At 50.2% G+C, this 18,645-nt stretch carries 15 protein-coding genes; 9 read left to right on the forward strand and 6 right to left on the reverse strand.

Features of this window, described 5'->3' with window-relative positions:
- Positions 1–91 precede the first annotated feature (91 nt).
- The 6 genes from BLQ59_RS08320 to BLQ59_RS08345 all read left to right on the forward strand — a co-directional run bounded on the left by BLQ59_RS08320 (position 92) and on the right by BLQ59_RS08345 (position 8,748).
- Positions 92–1,087 (forward strand): hypothetical protein, encoded by a 996-nt coding sequence (locus BLQ59_RS08320; protein WP_074572402.1) that lies wholly within the window; start codon positions 92–94, stop codon positions 1,085–1,087.
- 131 nt (positions 1,088–1,218) lie between these two features.
- Positions 1,219–2,244, forward strand: a complete 1,026-nt coding sequence (locus tag BLQ59_RS08325) for an HD-GYP domain-containing protein (protein WP_256324645.1) — start codon at positions 1,219–1,221, stop codon at positions 2,242–2,244.
- 278 nt (positions 2,245–2,522) lie between these two features.
- Entirely contained in the window at positions 2,523–3,374 is an 852-nt protein-coding gene (gene licT, locus BLQ59_RS08330) for a BglG family transcription antiterminator LicT (RefSeq protein WP_074572404.1), read from the forward strand.
- An 84-nt stretch (positions 3,375–3,458) separates the two neighbouring features.
- Positions 3,459–4,889, forward strand: a complete 1,431-nt coding sequence (locus BLQ59_RS08335) for a hypothetical protein (protein WP_081342512.1) — start codon at positions 3,459–3,461, stop codon at positions 4,887–4,889.
- A gap of 13 nt (positions 4,890–4,902) precedes the next feature.
- The gene (locus BLQ59_RS08340) at positions 4,903–7,275 is read left to right on the forward strand and encodes a glycoside hydrolase family 3 protein (RefSeq protein ID WP_074572405.1); all 2,373 of its coding nucleotides are present in this window, start codon (positions 4,903–4,905) and stop codon (positions 7,273–7,275) included.
- A gap of 114 nt (positions 7,276–7,389) precedes the next feature.
- The gene (locus BLQ59_RS08345) at positions 7,390–8,748 is read left to right on the forward strand and encodes a prolyl oligopeptidase family serine peptidase (protein WP_081342513.1); all 1,359 of its coding nucleotides are present in this window, start codon (positions 7,390–7,392) and stop codon (positions 8,746–8,748) included.
- Between the two features lie 58 nt (positions 8,749–8,806).
- On the opposite strand, the gene BLQ59_RS08350 is transcribed toward BLQ59_RS08345, so the two are convergent.
- The 6 genes from BLQ59_RS08350 to BLQ59_RS08375 form a co-directional block, all read right to left on the reverse strand.
- A complete protein-coding gene (locus BLQ59_RS08350) occupies positions 8,807–9,256 on the reverse strand; it encodes a hypothetical protein (protein ID WP_143005325.1) in 450 nt (149 codons plus the stop codon).
- Positions 9,257–9,427: 171 nt separating this feature from the next.
- Positions 9,428–9,880, reverse strand: a complete 453-nt coding sequence (locus BLQ59_RS08355) for a hypothetical protein (protein WP_074572407.1) — start codon at positions 9,878–9,880, stop codon at positions 9,428–9,430.
- A gap of 4 nt (positions 9,881–9,884) precedes the next feature.
- Positions 9,885–12,536: an AAA family ATPase gene (locus BLQ59_RS08360; RefSeq protein WP_074572408.1), complete on the reverse strand. Its 2,652-nt coding sequence runs from the start codon at positions 12,534–12,536 to the stop codon at positions 9,885–9,887.
- A gap of 366 nt (positions 12,537–12,902) precedes the next feature.
- Positions 12,903–13,106: a hypothetical protein gene (locus tag BLQ59_RS08365; RefSeq protein WP_074572409.1), complete on the reverse strand. Its 204-nt coding sequence runs from the start codon at positions 13,104–13,106 to the stop codon at positions 12,903–12,905.
- Positions 13,107–13,121: 15 nt separating this feature from the next.
- Entirely contained in the window at positions 13,122–13,643 is a 522-nt protein-coding gene (locus BLQ59_RS08370; RefSeq protein WP_074572410.1) for an ImmA/IrrE family metallo-endopeptidase, read from the reverse strand.
- Between the two features lie 5 nt (positions 13,644–13,648).
- A complete protein-coding gene (locus tag BLQ59_RS08375; protein ID WP_074572411.1) occupies positions 13,649–14,050 on the reverse strand; it encodes a helix-turn-helix transcriptional regulator in 402 nt (133 codons plus the stop codon).
- Positions 14,051–14,327: 277 nt separating this feature from the next.
- On the opposite strand from BLQ59_RS08375, the gene BLQ59_RS08380 reads away from it, so the two are divergent.
- From BLQ59_RS08380 to rpsB, 3 genes are all read left to right on the forward strand, one after another.
- Complete coding sequence (locus tag BLQ59_RS08380) at positions 14,328–16,241, forward strand: beta-glucoside-specific PTS transporter subunit IIABC (protein ID WP_081342515.1); 1,914 nt, start codon at positions 14,328–14,330, stop codon at positions 16,239–16,241.
- Positions 16,242–16,253: 12 nt separating this feature from the next.
- Positions 16,254–17,660: a glycoside hydrolase family 1 protein gene (locus BLQ59_RS08385; protein WP_074572413.1), complete on the forward strand. Its 1,407-nt coding sequence runs from the start codon at positions 16,254–16,256 to the stop codon at positions 17,658–17,660.
- Positions 17,661–17,838: 178 nt separating this feature from the next.
- A complete protein-coding gene (rpsB, locus tag BLQ59_RS08390; protein WP_014425390.1) occupies positions 17,839–18,555 on the forward strand; it encodes a 30S ribosomal protein S2 in 717 nt (238 codons plus the stop codon).
- The last annotated feature ends 90 nt before the right edge of the window (positions 18,556–18,645 follow it).

Genomic DNA, 18,645 nt, shown 5'->3' on the forward strand with positions numbered 1-18,645 from the left:
TTTTAATGACAAAGTCAACAAATTCCTTTAAGATAAGTGCTATAATATTCGATATAAGTAATAGAAAATAAAAGGGGAAGGTGTGAAGGTTATGCGAAAGATAATCGTGATGTTGATGCTGCTCATTTCTTGCTTTTCGGCGGGCATGTGCCTGGCCGCGCCCCAGACTATTACCGCCAGCGGTGCTTATGTGATGGGGGATAACGATTCACCGAAGATTGCCAAGGATGCAGCCCGTCAGGAAGCGATGCGGGTGGCGGTGGAGAAAGCGGGAGTATATGTGGAAAGCTATTCCCGTACTCAGAATATGGAACTTACGGCCGATGATGTGCGGGTGATTTCCGGAGCGGTACTGAAGGTGCTCCATGAACAGGCTGTGCCGGAACTTTCGGCAGGGATCTGGAAGTACACGGTGACGCTGACCTGCGAAGTGGACACGGATAAGATAGACCTCAAGGCCATGATGGAAAACCGAGATAAGCTGGAAAAGCTTCAGCAGGAGCGGGATGCCCTGAAGAAGCAGAATGAGGAACTGCTGGAAAAATATAAGCAAGCTCAAGGCCGGGAAAAGGAAGAAATCGGCACGGAATTGGAAAGCCAGTATTCCCTGCAGGCGACTTTTGACCGTTGTGCGACGATGATCCAGCAGGGAGATCAGTGGAACGCTATCGTGGAACTCAACCGGGTGATCAGCGATGTGAAGGTGACGGACAGCCCGTTGGCGTACGCCTATTATCTCCGGGGACGGGCTTACTATGAACGGAATATGGATGGTAAGGCGCTCGAAGATTTTGACCGGGCTGAGGCCACGCCGCATAATAACAAGATCTATCCCATCTGGCGGGCCAATTACTACCAAGGTCTGATCTACTCTGACCGAGAACAGTGGGAACGCGCCTATGTGGAACTCAAGCAGGCCTGGGATGACTGCGGCCATAGCGACAGTGATATCGAGGCGGCGATGCTCAGAGCCAAGCGTCATGCGTACCCGCCCCGCGAAGAGGAACACCGTTCGCCCCGCCGCAGCGACGATGGCATCGACTGGGGAAAAGTGGTTTCCGATGTGCTCATTGGTATCCTGCGATAAATATTTTGGTAAAGAGGCTGGAAAAAGACATATGTCCTTTCCTAGCCTCTTGATTTTTTGAGGGAAATAGGGCAAAATATCTCTAGAATTATTTTAGGCAAGAAACGAGTGTGTGTATGCAAATTTCCCAAATGAGGCAAACCACCGTGCTGGTGGTAGACGGAAGCGCGAGCGACCGTCAGAAGCTGCATCAGATTTTAGATCCCCGGGTGCAGCTGGAGGAAGCCAAATCTGGCATGGAAGCACTGACTTTTGTGGTTCAGCATCATGTGGATTTGATGCTTCTGGCTTCGAAATTGCCGGATATGGATGGTTTTGAAGTTTTGCGGCGCCTGAATCTTGAGCCGCGCTTCAAGGAACTGCCCATTATCATCACCACCCACGAGCATAGCCAGAAGGCAGAAGCTGCCGTGGCCATGGCTGGCGGCTTTGATATCATTCGCAAGCCCTTTGTGCCGATTATCGTGGTGAAAAAGGTGGAGCAGGTTCTCGAAATGGAGTATCTCCACCGCAACTTGAAAAAAGAGGTCCATCGCCAGACGAAACTGGCTGAGGACAGACTGGCATCTAGCGAACGTTTGTTCGAAGAGACGGTTATGGCTCTGGCCAAGACCATCGATGCCAAGGACGCCTATACCCGCGGTCATTCCCAGCGCGTAGCCCGCTATGCCCGCCATATCGCTTTTAAACTTGGTTGGCTTGAGGAGGAGCAACGCAAGATTTACTTTATGGGGCTTTTGCACGATATCGGGAAAATCGGCGTCCCGGAAGCTATCATCAACAAAACGGCCAGACTCACCGATGAAGAGTACAGCAAGATCAAGCAGCATACGGTGATTGGTTCAGAGATACTGGAACTCGTGGCCGAGTTCCCGGAACTGGCCATCGGAGCCCGTTCTCATCATGAGCGCTATGATGGCAAAGGCTACCCCGATGGTTTTGCGGGGGCCCGGATTCCCATCTATGCCCGGGTGATTGCCGTAGCCGATGCCTACGACGCCATGACATCCAAACGCAGCTACCGCGGCGTGCTTCCCCAGAATGTGGTGCGCGGCGAGATAGCCAAAGGCCGGGGAACCCAGTTCGATCCTCAGTTTGCTGATGTGATGCTGCAGATCATCGACGAAGATGAGGAATACATCCTGCATGAGAGATAAAATGATGTTCCATAAAGTTGGGGCGTTGTTTCATGATTCTGTGCTTTACATTGAAACAGAGTTGTGCTACAATTGCATATAGTTTAGTAGTGTTCGATATTGCTTTGGATGGTGACATTGAGTTGGCCAAACCTTCAAGACAGTTAGAGAATGTTTTGGAGGGGATTCGTATGTTAGATGTTAGGAAGACAAGACAAACTTGACAATCGTGTATTGTCAGGGTGTTTTGTCTTTTTATTTTGCCCGTTTGGGCAGCAGGTGGTATGGGGGAGTAACTGGTGCAGATTAAAAAGATTTTGAACAATAACGTAATTGTGACCGAGGATGAGGCAGGGCTCGAAGTCGTGGCCATGGGGCGCGGGATTGCTTTTGGCAAGAAATGCGGCGAGGATGTGCCCAATGAGAAAATTGACAAGGTCTATAAACTCAGTGACCATGATATGCTCGAAAAGTTCAAGGAGCTGCTCGCAGGCCTGCGCGTGGATTATCTCGACTCCAGTACGGCCATCATCGAGATGGCGGAAAAGGAACTGGGCGTCAAGCTCAATGAGACCGTCTATATTTCCCTGACCGACCATATACATATGGCCATTCATCGCCTGCGGGAGGGCATCAATATCCGCAATATGATGCTTTGGGAGACGCGGCGTTTCTATCCCAAGGAATTTGCTATTGCCGAAAAGGCCGTGCTGATGCTCGAAGCCCAGTTTGATATCGATATTCCCGAGGATGAAGCTGGTTTTATCGCTATGCACATCATCGATGGCCAGCTGGATATGAAACAGCCGATGGCCGATAAGATCCTCACCCTGATTGAGGAAATCACCAATATCGTGCGCCGTTTCTGCGGGATTGAATTTGACCAGGAATCCCTGGCTTACTATAGATTCGTAACCCACTTGAAATTCTTTGCCCAGCGTATGTTCAGCGGGGCGAAATACAATGGCGATGAGATCGATGAAGAGATGGAAGCCATGGTCCAGAAGAAATACAAACAGGCCCATGAATGTGTGGACCGCATTGTGGCCTATCTGGCCAAGAAGTATCATTACGCCGTCAGCGGCGAAGAACAGTTTTATTTGATGATCCATGTGGCGAAAGTCATTCGCAAGTGTCAGGAACAGGCATAAGCCTTTCCATATAAATTAGGATGGTGACATTAAGTTGGCCAAACCTTCAAGAATTTACATTTATAAGTTTTTGGAGGTATGAACATGAGAAGTTGGATGAATGTAGGTAAAATCGGTGCAGCAGCAGTGATGACGGCGGCGGTTATGAGCTATGGGCAGAGCGCGGAAGCGGCCAATGGCTTTCTGGCCGAAGTGCCGGTTGGGGACTGGTCGTACAGCGCGGTCAATGAGCTCATTACGGCCAAGGTCGTGCCGGATTATGCGGTAGCGATTCCCGAAGGCCGTGTGCTGAGCCGTCTGGAAATGGCGATGATCGTGGATTCTGCCATGAAGAATCAGGCCAATATGACGGATGTGCAACAAGCTGCGCTGAACAAGCTCAACAATGAGTATTACTACGACATCAAAAAACTCACCCTGCTCAATCGTTTGGACAATCTGGACAATAACCAGATGGACAAGCTGAACAATCAGCAGGCAGGTGAAACATTCACCAAGGAAGAAAAAGCAGGCCTCAAGAAGGCCGCTGCTTTGGCCGACAAGCTCTCCATTAATGGCTATGCCCGTATCCGTAATGACCATTTCCTCACAGAAGAAAGACAGGCAGATGGCAGCAAAAAGCTGAATCGAAAAACTCGTGCAAACATGGTGCATATTGCAGTCAACAGTACGTATAAGGTCAATGATAACTGGGCTGCGCATGCAGATATTGGCTACCGTAATTCTTTCAGCGGTTTTGATGAATTGCGCAGAGGGGATGGTCGTTCGCCAAGTGAAAATGAAACCGGTATAACTATTGATGGATATGTAACCGGTAAATTCCCCAAGCTTGGATTAGATGCAAAAATCGGTAAATGGAATGAATGGAATATTTACGGCTGGGGGATGGACATCGATTGTGATTTCTCTGGTATTCAATTGGTGCAGGGCAAGAAAAAATTCAAAACCTTCTTCACTGGCGGCCAGATGGATTTGTGGGATGGCGTAAAGAATAAAGAGAAGGTTACCAGTCTGCGATTCTTCTATCCTTTTGACGATAAGAATGATATCAACTTTGGTACGTCTTGGAGTTCACCAATGACCAGCCGTTATCAGGATACTAATGGTAGGCACCGTGTGTTCTATTATTACACGCATGCTCATCATAAATTTGATAACAACTGGAGCGTTCGTGCAGGTATTATCAATAGTAATGCACATCGCGATCAGGATAATATTGAGGTCGCAGGCAAGAAAACCAAGAAACCGGGCCGTTGGCTGCAGATTGATTATAAGGGCGCTAAACTTGATAAGCCCAATACTTATGGCATTACTTTGGATTATCGTTATGAACCGGCACTTTCCTGGCCGACGGTTACAGATTGGTGCTCTATAAACAGCAAATTCCTCCGCTTGGGCTTCAGCTATGTACCAGCTAAGAATATCCTGCTTGATACCTTCTACACTTGGCAGCGTGATATCGATACCAATGATCGTAATGACCTCTATCGCTTCCAGGCACAGTTCTTCTTCTAAGGGGGCATAGAGTATGAAAAAGCAAGCATTGACTTTAGCAATTGGTCTGACTTTGATGGGTACGCAGGTACAGGCGGCGGATTTCACAGAAAGAGCCACGGCGGATGGCTATACCTTGGTCGAGCAGAAGGGTGCGGAACTGGCCTATAGCCCGGATTCCGGTGTGAAGCTCTTGCAGGTAGATGGCAAGGTCTTCAAGGATATGAACCGCAATGGCAAATTGGATGCCTATGAGGATTGGCGCTTGACGCCGCAGAAGCGGGCGGAGGATTTGGCCAAGCAATTGAGCACAGAAGATATCGCCGGCCTTATGCTCTACAGCATGCATCAGCGTAATCTGAAGCCAGAACTTAATGACGAGCAGAAGAAAATGCTCTCGGCTGACCATGTGCGCACGGTGCTCAACGCCGACAGTACGGCCAGCAACGAAGTGACGGCCAAATGGAACAATGCCATGCAGGCCTATGCCGAAAGCCTGCCCTTTGCCATTCCGGCCAACACCAGCTCCGATCCGCGCAGCGATGCCCGGGGCAACGGCGTGTATCTGAAAGATGTGACGGGCGGCGTATCCCGCTGGCCTAGCAACTTAGGTATTGCCGCCACCTTCAATCCGGCCATTGCCAAGGAATTTGGCGAGATTTCCTCCAAGGAATACCGCCTATTGGGCATCGGCACGGGCTTGTCCCCGCAGATCGACCTGGCTACCGATCCGCGCTGGACGCGTTACTACGGCACCTTCGGGGAAGATCCGGCGCTGGCCCGGGATATGGCTAAAGCCACGATGAATGGCGTACAGTCTACCATCGAGAAGGGCAAGGATATGGGCTGGGGCAAGTATAGTGTCAACGCCATGATGAAACACTGGCCCGGTGACGGTGTCGGTGAAGGCGGCCGCGAGGCTCATTCCAAATACGGCAAATACGCCGTCTATCCTGGCGGGCAGTTCAATACCCAGCTGATTCCCTTTGTGGACGGCGGCTTGAAGCTTACGGGCAAGACGAAGATGCCCAGCGCCGTGATGTCCTCTTACTCTATCGCTTGGAGCGATGATGGTTCTCTGGGCGAGAAGGTGGGTTCGGCTTTCAGCCGCTATAAGATTGGCCTGCTTCGCGACAAATACCATTATGACGGCGTTATCTGTACCGACTGGTGCGTCACGCATGATGTGCCCAAGGAAGTCGGCAAGGGCATTTCCACCGCCTGGGGCGTGGAGAAGGATACGGAAGTGATCCGCCACTACAAGGCTTTGATGGCCGGCGTGGATCAGTTCGGCGGCAACAATGATATCAAACCGGTGCTGGCAGCCTATGAGATGGGCGTCAAGGAACATGGCAAGGACTATATGGACAAGCGCTTCCAGCAGTCGGCCGTGCGCCTGCTGCGCAATATCTTCCAGATTGGCCTGTTTGAGAATCCCTATCTGGATGTAGCCAAGACCGTGCAGGAAGTGGGCAATCCTCATGATAAAGCAGAGGGATACAAAGCCCAGCTGGCATCCATCGTCATGCTGAAGAACAAGGGCAATGTGATCCATAAGGCCGAAGCGCAGAGTGCTAAACCTGTGGTTTATATCCCGATGATTTACCGTCCTGAGCAGGAAAACAAGACGTTCCATACCTATAGTCCGGCTCATTGGGCCCTGCCCGTTGACCTCAAGACCGCCAGTGAATACTTCACGGTAATTACCGATAAGGTCAAAGAGCTGACGGCTAAAGACCGCAACGGCAAGCCCATGGCAGCCGTAACAGATATTGAGCGTCTGGCCCTGGCTGAAGCAGCTAAGGCCGATATGGTACTGGCCGTCATCGACAACCCCACCAATGCCGGCAATCAGTTTGACGGTCTGGGCTGTGATGAAAACGGCAATTTCATCCCCCTGTCCCTGCAGTACAAGCCCTATACGGCAGACTCTGCCGCAGTACGCAAGCAGTCCATTGCCCATGATGAAGGCGAGAACCGCAGCTACTTCGGCAAAACGGCAAGAATCATCAATGCTACGGACCTCGACAGCGTTGCCTATGGCCGTGAGTGTGCAGCCAAGTCCGGTAAGAATATGCCGGTGGTTACCATGGTGCATGCGCTGAAGCCCATGATCTTCAGCGAATTGGAGCCGCTTTCCGATGCAATTCTCGTGGGTTATGGCGTCAGTGATGCCGCTTATTTCGATATTCTCACGGGCAAGTTCGAGCCGCAGGGCCTCCTGCCCATGCAGCAGCCCAAGAATATGGAAACGGTGGAGCGCCAGTTCGAAGACACCCCGCGTGATATGGAATGCTATACCGACAGCGAAGGCCATAGCTACGACTTCGCCTACGGCCTCAACTGGAAGGGACAGATAAAAGACGCCCGCACGGCTAAATACGCCGTCCCTGTATTAAAGAAGTAAAAACCTTCCCCTTGAGGGGGCAGCGAAGCTGCGGGAGTCCGGTGGACTCCCCGGGCAGTGCCCCGAGAGGGGCGGATGAGGTGGAAAAAACAGAATATCAAGGAGTGACTTTTCATGATCAGCAAAAAACTCAAACAAGCCGTCCGCTTAAGCCTCTGCGGCGTAATGTTAGCCGGTGTATTGACGGCAGGCGATATCGCTTCTGCCGCCGTACCCACCCAGCAGCCGTCCTATAAGACCGTAACGGAAACCTTTGACTGGGGCCCGTCCGTGTCCAAGGTTATCGTGAACCTGGGCAGCACGGTAAAAGCCAGCGATGTGAATACGGGAACCTTCAAGGTACATGTGTGCCGGGAGCTGGCCGAAGGGGCCATTACGCCCGCCGAAGCCATGCGGGAGAAGAAGGATGCCTTTATCTCCCTGGGCGCTGAATCTACCTCCAACAAGGATATTGAAGGGGACCGTCAGGTAACGAAGGCCTATGTTTCCGATGCCAACGGCAATCCCGTGGACAGTGGTGAATATGTGACACTGGAAATGGCCGTGAGTCCCACGGATACTTTGGGCGCAGCCTTGAACTTCGACCTGCATACCATGCTGAACAACTGGGTGACGCCGCACTATACCATCACGGATGGCCAGAAACTCGTGGTGGATAACAATCAGGGCAATATCCGTCCGCAGGGCGACAAATTCAAATTCAACCATAAGATCCTCGGTCGCCATTCCTTCCCCTATGCCAGCTATGAGCCGAAACTTGCGAGCAAGGATGAAAAGAAACCTCTGATCATCTGGCTGCACGGTATGGGCGAGGGGGGCAACAGCCCCTCCCTGCCAATCATGGGCAACAAGGCTACGCAGTTTGCCGATGAATCCGTACAGAAGTATTTCGGCGGAGCCTATGTGCTGGCTCCGCAGGCCAGAACCTACTGGATGCATGGCTATAAGGACTTTGCCGATGGTACGTCCATCTATAGTGAATCTTTGATGGGATTTATCAAAGCTTATGTGGCTGAGCATCCCAATGTGGATGAAAACCGCATCTACGTGGGCGGCGACTCCAACGGCGGCTATATGACCATGCTGCTCGTGCGGGATAACCCCGGCTACTTCGCCGCGGCTTTCCCCACCTGCGAAGGTCTCAAGGACAGCATGATCAGCAAGAAGGATCTGGCCAATATCGCCAAGACGCCAATCTGGTTCACGGCAGCCAAGACTGATACTGTACTGCCGCCCAAGGATTATGCTGTGCCGACGGTAGAACGCCTCAAAAAAGCCGGTGCCGATGTGCACTTCAGCTTCTTTGACAAGGTTGTGGATACCACCGGCAAGTACAAGAAAGCCGACGGCACGCCCTACGAATACATGGGGCACTGGTCCTGGATCTATGTCTACAATGATGCTTGCGAAGACACGATTGACGGCAAGACCGTAAAACTCTTCCAGTGGATGGCAGAGCAGAAGCGGAAGTAACAGTATACAAGAACTGACCGGTCATTTGACCGGTCAGTTTTTGTATCTGCTGGCAGAGTTATTCTCGCACCAAGGTGTATACATTATTGCCACCCTGCTCCATGCCATTGAAATAAGTTTCATGGTTCAATTCGTAACGAACAGCATAGGTTATGCCGCCGCCGCCATCTCTGGTACCGACTACCTGGACTTCTCCTGTAGCTGGTACATTAAAGACTTCGGGTTTATTTTTTATCATAAAGGGGCTGCCTAACGGCTTTCCATCGATGTATACCTGTACATAATCCCCATCCTCTGCGGCATAATCCCAAATATACATCTTGGTCTTTTTTTCGGGAGAGGTATGGGTAATGGTCATATCACCGCCAACGTAGTGGTCATCTTTCTCCAACAGTCTGGCGCCGATAGGGAGTGTAGTGGAAACATGTGTTTCTATGGCTGACTGGGCATCATCGCTGGTATTGACTGAAGTGCCGGTATGACACATCATACCGATAGCGAGTGCCATTATACTGGCCAGCAAAAGGATACCGGATCCTTTTTTTATGCGCTGGGTAAAAGGGGGCGTATTCTTAGCACGATGTGGTGATATATCCTGTTGTATGTCCGGAATATATTCCATGTTGTTTTTCGACGTAACTGGGGAATCATTCCTGAATTCATTATTTCCCATTTTCCATTACTCCAATCGTTCATATTTATGGATGAGCAGGGGATATCTTTTCAGATACTTAGACATGGCAATGCGGCAGGCAATGATTTGTATGGACATAACAATGATTGCCATTACATGATGAAATCTACTGTCTATGGCAAATCCTTTGGCTAATATCATTTCTGCAATGGATAAAATGAAAAGATCCATGAACAGCATCATGGTGAAAGGATATAGCCAGGGTAATTTATAGTATGCTTTTCTGAGTACAGGAACCAACCCGGTTAGGGAGAAAATGATTCCCAATAGAAAGCAAAAAATCAGGCCTTCAGTTGAGCGGGAATAGCCGCTATTGATCATCCCTGCTATATCGGAGAAAGGAATCATAATCAAGGCAAATACGCCAAACAAGAGCGCCCAGATCAATACCCCGAAAAACCATAGTGCCGCAATGATGTTGGCAATCTTATCGCTCATATCCTCAAACCTCCTGTATATCGCTTTTGGTGATGGTAAGCAATGCGTCCTTGGAAATGGTATCTGTACCGCTTAAGCGCAGTGCCTGGTTATTGATGGATTTTTCAAAGACATTCCGGACATAGCGGCCATTGCCGAATTTTTCCTGCAAGCGCGCCTCGGCAAATTTTTCTCTTAGCATGGTCTTGCTGTCCGCATCCAATACATATCCATTATCGGCATACATATTCTCGGCAATCTTCATGAGCTCATCGGTGGTGTAGTCCGGAAATTCAATGATATTGGCAAATCTGGACTGCAGGCCGGCATTCCTGTTAAGGAAGTTATGCATATCCTCGTTGTATCCGGCCAGAATTACGACAAGCTGATCGCGATTGTCGTCCATCATTTTGACAAGGGTGTCGATAGCTTCCTGGCCAAAATCATTTTTACCGCCTTGAGCCAGCGAATAAGCCTCATCTATAAATAGTACACCGCCTAAGGCTGATTCAATCACATTGCGCGTCTTTATGGCCGTCTGGCCCACATAGCCGGCGACAAGTCCTGATCGGTCCGTCTCAATCAGTTTGTTGGAGGGGATGACATTCAAGTTATACAGTACATTCGCAACGGTTCTGGCCATCATGGTTTTGCCTGTACCGGGATTGCCGGCAAAGATCATATGCAGGGTTTGGGTGTTATCGGTCTTCAGGCCGGCATGCTTTCGCATGTTTTGTACCTTGATACGGGCATTGAGGCTGCGGATGTATTTCTTGACTTTTTCCATGCCGATTACTTTGGCAAGACTTTTTTCGAGGTCAAATTCTCTTTGTTCCGTAAAGCCAAAATCGGCTGGAATCAGTAATTCCATATTGTCTTCCGGATTTTGGATGATCCTTTGGGATTGCTTTAAGATTGCATCTTCGATCAGGTTTCGTGCCAAACGCCCATTGCCACTGTCATTTTTTCCTTTGATCTGATGTTTCTCAAAGGTTTGACGCAGCCCTTCCGCGCAAAGATCAGATATCTTATAGCCTTTCGCCTTGGCGGTGACATCGGCAATCTGGCACATTTCCTCGATGGTATAATCTGCAAAATGAACAACGTTGGGGAATCTGGACTGCAAACCGCTGTTGGCTTTGAGGAAATCCTGCATTTCCTGTTCATAGCCAGCAAGGATTACCACCAGATCATCCCGATGGTCTTCCATTCCCTTCACGAGGGCATCGATAGCCTCTATGCCAAAGACATCTCCCTGACCTCTGTGGAGTGAATAGGCCTCATCGATAAAAAGTACGCCGCCAAGAGCACTTTTTATCACATCTGTGGTTTTGACTGCGGTGTGCCCGGCATATTGGCCCACCAGATCGGCTCTTGTCACTTCGCATAGATGACCGGAGGAAAGGACGCCAATCGCTTTCAGGTACTTGGCGACGATCCTGGCTATGGTGGTTTTGCCTGTGCCGGGATTGCCGGCAAAAATCATATGCATGGAAAGATTGGTGCTTTTCAGGCCTTTTCCAGCCCGCAGCTGCTGGACTTTCAGGTTGTTTTCCAGGCTTAGGACATATTCCTTCACTTGGGCAAGGCCAATCACCTGCGCCAGTTCCTGGCGGACATCTTCCAGTTCCATGCTGTTGAAATCTTTTTGGTAGACAGAGGTATGTATGACTTCGTGGTTTTCCGTTACGATGCAATACCCATTGTCGTAGGATAACTGCAGCTTTTCGTTATCGCCTATTTTCTTCTGCAGTTTCATCTCGGTCAAAGGATCATACAGCTGGTCATCTATGTGATTGGCTAAAGCCCTTATGCCTTGATTGCTGCGATAGTGGGTGCCCAGTTCATCGATGAGCGTTTCGTCGAAGTCAAGGATGATATGCAGGTGGTCGCGGCATTTATTCGCCATGTTGAGGCAGAGCGTATAGGTAAGGTTTCGGATTTGCTCGTCCATGATGGGGTCCAGCACGATGATATCGCCCAGTTCTTTCACAATCTTATTGCCTAGAAATGACAGAATCTTTGCCTGGGAGACCGTCGTAGTGAAAACGAAGAACTTGCCATTGGCACCTAAGTTCGAAATCAGTCCCGTGTTCAGCGTGCCTGTCGCTTGAATCAGGCTGCCATTATTCATCATGTAGCGTTGGGATAATTTGTATGTTCCTTCAGTCAAAAGCTGATAGATGATGTCAAGCTGGGGCATAGAGGCCTTTTCGACATTCTCGAATACGATTGCTTCGCTAGTCTCATTCAGTGCTTTATATAGATCGCTTAGGAATAGTCCGTTGGTGGTATCCGCAGCGTAATCGTTGAAATCAAGGATTGATACATCAGCATAGCGAAAGGTCTTTTTCTGCCTCAGGAGCTCACTGATACATTTGACTGCATACGTTTTGCCACGGCTGTTTTCGCCAATCAGCAATATTCCATTTTTAGGTATCTTATTGTCAAAGCCTTTGACATATGGCCGCTGGAATGCCTTGCAGATGGCATCCAGATCCCGTTCCGAACCAACCCAGTATTTTTTCAGGGAAGTGGCCAGGTTCGTGAATGCATTGCTGTCTGTCGTGATATTTTGTGGTTCCGGGAGTGAAGCCGGCGGAGAAGCGGGGGAAGATGGCGTGCCGGGCTGAGGCTGGGCAGTGGATATGGTCGGGGCGGTTTGCTGCTGTATCATGCCGACGTTATGGTTTTGTATTGGGGATTGGAGTATAGAGGGATTCGCTGGTGTTCTGGCAATGAAGCCTCGTTCATTGATTGTTGCTATGATTTGATATTCAGGGAGTAAGAATTTCAGTATTCCTTTTATTGTTCTGGTCATAAGATGAAGTCTCCTCGCTGGTTTATGGAATCTGGAATATGCACTATATCTATTTTAGATAACTTTGATTAAAAATTAATTAATTTATGATAAAACTAATACTCCATACAGAATATTTAAGAAGCGAAAAGATGAATTTTTCTATTGGGAAAATGATGACCTTATAGAAAACGGGTTGACCAGTCATCTGACCGGTCAACCCGTTCTTTATAAGGGGTAACATCAGGCAGCTATGCGGCTGTCTAATGTGGGGACTTTGCTTTGTTTGTGTTGGTTCCACTGAGTGCCGGACTGCAGGTCGGCCAGCTGGAGTTTGTATTTTCTCAGGCGCATATCCTGGGCGAATGTATAGGTGGCCAGGCAGATGACCAGAACGATCAGGGCGATATTCATGATGACTTCATAGTGGATGATGGTGTTCAGCATATTCATACCTCCAATTTAAATCCGTATCTTTTTGAAGAACTGGCTGTCGATGGCTTCGCTGGGGCGGATGTCGTAGCCGAGTTTGGCCATTTCCTGCAGCTTGACCAAAGCCAGGTTGATATTGCAGTTCATCTTCTGGGCCAGGGTGAATTCGTCGCAGCCGTCTTTGAGCTCGGCGTAAACCGTGTCCGTATCCATCAGCAGGTGGGCGGCGAAGGCGTTGGCCTCGTATTCGGTGCGGCTGTTCAGGCGGAAGAGCTCGAATTCCTGCAGCTGTGTCTGTTTGGCCAGCTCTCGGTGCAGTTGGTCATGGCCAATCTCGTGGGCCAGCACCATGTTCTGCCAGATATCATCGAGATTGGCATTGAGGAAGATGAAGCGGTTGCGCCATTGATAGAAGTACATGCCCAATAGCTTCGTGAAGTTTTCGTTGTAGAGAACCTTGATATTCAGTTCCTGTGCCACCCGTTTCATATCCCGGCGGCCGACCTGCCGGATGATTTCCCGGGCGCGCTTATGGCACTGTTCGGAATCCATGGGGCTCACTCCTTAGACTTTTTTCGGTACTTCCGGTTTTCCTTTTTGGCCAGCCAATAGGCTTCCTGCAGGGACTGCATCACGGCGTCACGGTCTTCCTCGCTGAGCTCGCCGCCGGCGAAGAGTCCGGAAAGTTCGCTGACCAGCGCATTGGCCTGTTGCAGACCGCGGCTGCCATATTGAGCACCGGCCTGACTGACGAAGGCTTCGTTCTCGGTGAAGAGGTAGTTGGTATCTACTTCGAAGACCTCGGCCAGTTTTGCATAGCGTTCGCGGGTTTTGGGATAGCGGCCGTCCAGCTCGTAGGAAATATAGGTGCGGCGGGTAACACCAATGGCCTTGGCCACGGCTTCCTGGCTCAATCCTTTCTGGTGGCGCAGCTGCCGCAATTTTTCTGCGAAGTTCATAACGTTCAAACTCCTTTGTATCTGTGCAATTGAATTACTCAAAGTGTAACACAGTGCAGGCGATAACGCAAGGGGGAATTTTACGGGATTTTTTTCTTGACAATTTATTATTGATTTGTTATCATTTATCTTGTACGAAGCGGGATGGTTACGCAAGATGCGGCCAAACCTTGCAGGCGAAGTTCGCCTCTGGGTTGATCCACGCTTTTTTTGTATGTTTAGGATGGTTACATTAGGTTGGCCAAACCTTCAAAGTTATTTAATTTTGGAGGGATTTATGATGAAGAAGTATGAAGAGCTGGCAAAGGATATTGTCCGGCATGTGGGCGGCGAGGAAAATGTGATAAGTCTTGCCCACTGTATCACGCGGCTGCGGTTCAAGCTGAAGGATGAGTCCAAGGCAGATACCGATTATCTCAAGGATCGTGACGGCGTAGTGACGGTCATCCAGAGCGGAGGCCAGTATCAGGTAGTCATCGGCAATGAAGTGGCCGATGTCTATGATACGGTGCTGGAGGTGACGAATATCACCGGCAATGCGCCAAAAGGCGGCGAAGAGGAAGAGGATAAAGACCTCAGTCCTCTGGATCGCTTCATTGACTTGATCTCCGGTGTGTTCCAGCCAGTGCTGAGTGTTCTCGTGGCTACGGGGATGATCAAGGGCTTTTCGGCGCTGTTCATGGCCATGGGGCTGGTGGATAAGGCCAGCGGCACGGCGCAGATGCTCAATATCTTAGGAGACATGTTCTTCTATTTCCTGCCGATTTTCCTCGGCCTCACGGCTGCCCGCAAATTCAAGATGAATGAGTTCACGGGTATGGCTATCGGTGCCGCTTTGGTTTATCCCACGGTTTCGGCCATTATGAAAGGTGAGACGCTCTATAAACTCTTCGAGGGCACGCTGTTTGAATCGGCAATCCATATGGAGCTTCTGGGGCTGCCGGTCATTCTGATGAACTACGCTTCCAGCGTTATTCCCATCATTGTGGCAGTCTGGTTCGGTGCCAAAGTCGAACGGCTGGTGGCTAAATCGGTGCCCACCATGCTCAAGAGCTTCCTGACGCCGTTCTTCACGATATTGATTGTCGTACCGCTGACTTTCATGGCGATTGGCCCGGTGGCAACCTGGGCAGGCCAGCTCGTTGGCGCTGCGGCTATGGCCATCTACAATGTGAGTCCGGTGGTGGCCGGTCTCTTTATCGGTGCGTTCTGGCAGGTATTCGTGATGTTTGGCCTGCATTGGGGACTGGTGCCCATCATGATCAACAACATCACGGTCTATGGGTATGATCCGCTGGTTGTTACCTATTTCGGCTGCTCCTTTGCCCAGATCGGTGTTGTGCTCGGTATCTTCCTGCGCACGAAGGATAAAAAGCTCAAGAGCATTTCCCTGCCGGCATTCATTTCGGGTATCTTCGGTGTGACGGAACCCTGCATCTATGGTATCACTCTGCCCCGCAAGAAATATTTCATCATCTCCTGCATCGGCGGTGCAATCGGCGGCGCGTTGATGGCTCTGCTGTCCGTTAACCTCTATATGTTCGGCGGCCTGGGCATCTTCGGTTATCCGACCTTCATCGATCCGAAAACGGGCGATCTGGCTGGCATGTATGGTGGCATGATTGCTTCTGCAGTATCCTTTGTATTTGGTCTGGCCGTAACGGCAGTGATGTATCGTGATGCGGTTCCGGCAGAAAAACTGACGGTAGTGGCAGAAAAAGCAGATGGCACGACTGAGCGGGAAATCATCAAAGCTCCGTTGGCTGGTAAGATCGTAGCACTCGAAGATGTTCCCGATGAAGCGTTCGCTATGGGCGTGTTGGGCAAGGGCATTGCCATTGAACCCAGCGACGGCAAAGTGGTGGCACCGGCTGACTGCACGGTGATGACGCTGTTCCCCACGGGGCATGCTATTGGCCTCGTCACGGACAAGGGCGCAGAACTGCTCATTCATATCGGTATGGACACAGTGAAACTCGAAGGCAAGTATTTCACCACCAAAGTCAAGCAGGGCGACCATGTCAAAGCGGGCGACACCCTGATTGAATTTGACAGGGAGAAAATCGCCGCCGCCGGTTTCAGCACCATCACGCCGGTGATTGTCACCAACCATGCACAGTATATGGATGTGGTACTGACCGATGAAAAAGATGTGAAAGAGGAAGCAAACTTATTGACTGTAATTGCATAAGGAGTTTTAGATATGGCATTCCCTAAAGAATTTTTATGGGGCGGCGCGGTAGCCGCCAATCAGTGTGAAGGTGCGTACAACGAAGATGGCAAGGGGCTGGATATCCAGGATATCATGCCCCGTGGCCTCAAGGGAGCCCCTACTGCTGAACCCACCGAAGACAATATGAAGCTCGTGGCGATTGATTTCTACCATCGCTATAAGGAAGATGTGAAACTCTTTGCCGAGATGGGCTTCAAGGTGTTCCGCACCTCCATCGCCTGGAGCCGCATCTTCCCCAATGGGGATGACGCCGAGCCAAATGAGCAGGGCCTGCAGTTCTATGATGACCTGTTCGCGGAATGCCATAAGTACGGCATTGAACCGCTCGTAACGATTTCCCATTACGAGACGCCGCTGAACCTGGCGAAGAAATACAATGGCTGGGTGAATCATGACCTCATCGGCTTCTATGAGAAATATGTGCGGGTGCTCTTCAACCGCTATAAGGGCAAGGTCAAATATTGGCTGACCTTTAACGAAATCAACTCCGTGCTGCATGCACCGCTGATGAGCGGCGGCATCATGACGCCACTGGCGGAATTAAGCAAGTCTGACCTCTATCAGGCCTGCCATCATGAACTCGTGGCCTCGGCACTAGCGACGAAGATCGGCCATGAGATCAATCCGGAAGCCAAGATCGGCTGCATGGTGCTGTCCATGCCGACGTATCCTTTGACGCCGAATCCGGACGATGTGATTGCCACGATGCAAGCCAACAATCTCAACGATTTCTTTGGCGATATGCATGCCCGCGGCGTTTACCCCGGCTATATGAAACGCTACTTCCGCGAGAACGGCATCGAAATCAAGACCACGCCGGAAGAACTGGCCCTCTTGAAGGAACATACCGTGGATTTCATTTCCTTCAGCTATTATGTCAGCATCTGCGAATCGGCAAGCAAGAAGGAAGAGGGCAGCGGCAATATCATTCAGGGCGTGAAGAATCCCTATCTCAAAGAATCCGAGTGGGGCTGGCAGATCGATCCGCAGGGCATCCGCTATGTGCTCAACCGCTTCTACAACCGCTGGCAGAAACCGCTCTTCATTGTTGAAAATGGGCTGGGGGCCAAGGATGAGCTGGTAGATGACGGTCAGGGCGGCAAGACGGTGAACGATGATTATCGCATTGCCTATCTCAATGACCATCTTGTGCAGGTGGAAGAGGCCATCGAAGACGGTGTGCCGGTCATGGGCTATACGACCTGGGGCTGCATTGACCTCGTGAGCGCTTCGACGGCAGAACTGGCCAAGCGCTATGGTTTCATCTATGTGGACCGCCACGACGATGGTACGGGCACGCTCAATCGTTATAAAAAGAAGTCTTTCTATTGGTACAAGGATATCATTGAGAGCAACGGTGAAAAACTGAAAAAATAATTTTCAGGGGGCGCAGGAAATTTGCATTTTCCTACTTGCGCCCCCTTTTTACTTATGATATAATTTTTCGCGGTGTAAGAAAAAAAGCATGGGTTGCCGATATCTGCCCTGTGCCTCGGGTATGGAGGTGGTGCAGAAGATGAGGAGCCCAGAAGAAAAAAACAGGAGGTGCACCAACATGGCAGTTATTTCCATGAAACAGTTACTTGAAGCAGGTGTTCATTTCGGACACCAGACCCGCCGTTGGAACCCGAAGATGGCTAAATACATCTTTACGGAGCGTAACGGTATCTACATCATCGACCTGCAGAAGACCGTTAAGAAGGTTGATGAAGCATACGCATTCCTGCGTGACGTTGCCGCTGAAGGCAAGAGCATCCTCTTCGTTGGTACGAAGAAGCAGGCTCAGGAAGCTATCAAAGAAGAAGCTCTCCGCGCTAACATGTTCTATGTCAACGAACGTTGGCTGGGCGGCATGATGACTAACTTCCAGACGATCCAGAAGCGCGTTAACCGCCTGAAGGAACTCGAAGCTATGGAAGCTGATGGCACTTTCGAAGTCCTGACGAAGAAAGAAGTTCAGGGCCTCCGTCATGAAATGGAAAAGCTCGAGAAGTATCTCGGCGGTATCAAAGAAATGAACAAGCTCCCCGGCGCTCTGTTCGTTGTAGATCCGCGCAAAGAGCGTATCGCTGTTGCTGAAGCTCGCAAGCTCAACATTCCTATCGTTGCTATCGTTGACACGAACTGCGATCCGGATGAAGTTGACTACGTAATCCCGGGTAACGATGACGCTATCCGCGCTGTGAAACTGCTGACTGGCCGCATGGCTGACGCTGTGATGGAAGGTCGTCAGGGCGAAGGCGGCGACGCTGAAGAAGCCGCTGCTGAGTAATTTTTACTCGACTAAGGTAAAACTTATGGGGTAAGGGAGGTTATCCCTTACCCTTTTATACTATCTTTACAGATTGTGAATTTAGGAGGA

The sequence above is a fragment of the Pseudoselenomonas ruminantium genome (assembly GCF_900104055.1).
GTDB classification, from domain to species: domain Bacteria; phylum Bacillota; class Negativicutes; order Selenomonadales; family Selenomonadaceae; genus Selenomonas_A; species Selenomonas_A ruminantium_C.